The organism is Priestia sp. P5_B4 (genome assembly GCF_056400385.1).
Window position 1 is genome coordinate 1 of sequence record NZ_JBFULJ010000739.1, and the last position, 1,912, is coordinate 1,912.

The 1,912-nt window shown below is 42.8% G+C and carries 2 protein-coding genes; both read left to right on the forward strand.

Features of this window, described 5'->3' with window-relative positions:
* The coding region (gene metE / locus AC1DRF_RS25375; protein WP_477741997.1) for a 5-methyltetrahydropteroyltriglutamate--homocysteine S-methyltransferase at nt 1-1,519 on the forward strand (1,519 nt) is incomplete at its 5' end.
* Nucleotides 1,520-1,661: 142 nt separating this feature from the next.
* Nucleotides 1,662-1,912, forward strand: a 251-nt coding sequence (locus AC1DRF_RS25380; RefSeq protein ID WP_477741998.1) for an acetate uptake transporter, incomplete at its 3' end; no start/stop codon positions are given.

The following is a 1,912-nucleotide window of genomic DNA, read 5'->3' on the forward strand; positions in this document are numbered from 1 at the left end:
GAGCGGTTTAGACTTTGTGCATGACCGAGGCGAAAATCTCACGGCTCTTAATAAATATGGTTTTCCGAGTGATAAAGTGCTGGCAGCAGGAGTGATTGACGGACGAAACATTTGGCGTGAAAATTTGGACGAACAGCTTTTAACGATCAGTGAAATTGAAGAAGCCGTATCAAAAGACCGTTTGATTCTGCAGCCTTCATCAAGTTTATTACATGTTCCCGTCACGGTGGAAAATGAAGAGACGATTGATCCAGTATTGAAAAATGCGCTCTCTTTTGCAGATGAAAAGCTAAAGGAAATCACGCTGTTAACAAAAGCGGTGCAGCAAGGAAAAGAAGCAATAGAAGAAGAAATAAGCGTAAGCAAGCAGGCAATTCAAGCATTAAATGGATCATCTTTTCGAAATCATCAAGACGTGCAAAAAGAGCTGAAGCAGCTGCACAGCTATAAAGCAGAGCGACAAGCGCCGTTTGACGTACGTCAGCGCGTTCAGCAAGAAGCTTTTCAACTGCCGCTTCTTCCAACGACAACGATTGGAAGCTTTCCGCAAACAAAAGAAGTGCGAAAAGAGCGTCTAAAATGGCGTAAAGGCGAGTTAAGCGATGAAGCATATGAAGCGTACATTAACGAGGAAATAAAAAAATGGATTGAAATTCAAGAAAACATCGGCTTAGATGTCCTTGTGCACGGAGAGTTTGAGCGTACGGACATGGTCGAATACTTCGGTGAGAAATTAGGAGGCTTTCAGTTTACGAAGTTTGGCTGGGTGCAATCTTACGGTTCTCGCTGCGTGAAGCCGCCGCTTATTTACGGAGATGTATCGTACGAGCAGGCGATGACGATCAAAGAAACGGTCTACGCACAGTCTTTAACCAATAAGCCGGTTAAAGGAATGCTGACGGGTCCGATTACGATTTTAAACTGGTCGTTTGTGCGTGATGATATCCCGCGCTACGACGTCGCAAATCAAATTGCGCTTGCTCTTAGAAAAGAAGTAGAAGCACTTGAAAGTCAGGGCATTTCAATGATTCAAGTAGATGAACCGGCGCTGCGCGAAGGACTGCCGTTAAAACGAGAAAACTGGGACAGCTACTTAAATGCTGCGGTGTATGCGTTCAAGCTAGCGACAGTATCGGTGCAAAAAGAGACGCAAATTCACACGCATATGTGCTATTCGGAATTCGAAGAAATTATTGATGCGATTAAAGCGCTTGATGCCGACGTGATTTCCATTGAAACATCTAAAAGCCACGGCGAATTAATTTATGCGTTTGAAAAACATACGTATAATCAAGGAATTGGACTTGGCGTATATGATATCCACAGCCCGCGTGTACCGAAGCTTGAAGAGCTTCAGCGAAACATTGACCGTGCTCTAAAGGTGCTTGATCCTGCATTATTTTGGATTAATCCCGACTGCGGCCTTAAAACAAGAGGAATCAGCGAGACGGTTGAAGCTTTAAAAGTGATGGTTGAGTCTGCAAAACAAACCAGAAAAAATTTATTACAAAACGTTTAATAATAAGAAAGTAAAGGACAAGCAGTGTAACCGCTACACTGCTTGTTCTTATGGGATTTTAAAAGGCCAAAAATATCCATTGACACTTCCCGTACATTTTTGTATCTTTTTAAAGGTGTTTTTAAAATCAGGGAGGTACAACATGAGTAACAACAGCACGCAGCACGTTAAAATTGTAACAGCGGATCCATCAGCGCTAGGTCTATTCGGACTTGCCATGGTAACACTTGTTGCATCGTTTCAAAAGCTTGGGGTAACCGATGGTGTTTCATTGGTATTGCCATGGGCGATTTTTTTAGGCGGAATAGGACAGTTAATCGCGTCTATGCAAGATTTCAAACATAATAATACCTTCGGCGCAACTGCTTTTGGTGCCTTCGGATTATTTTGGCT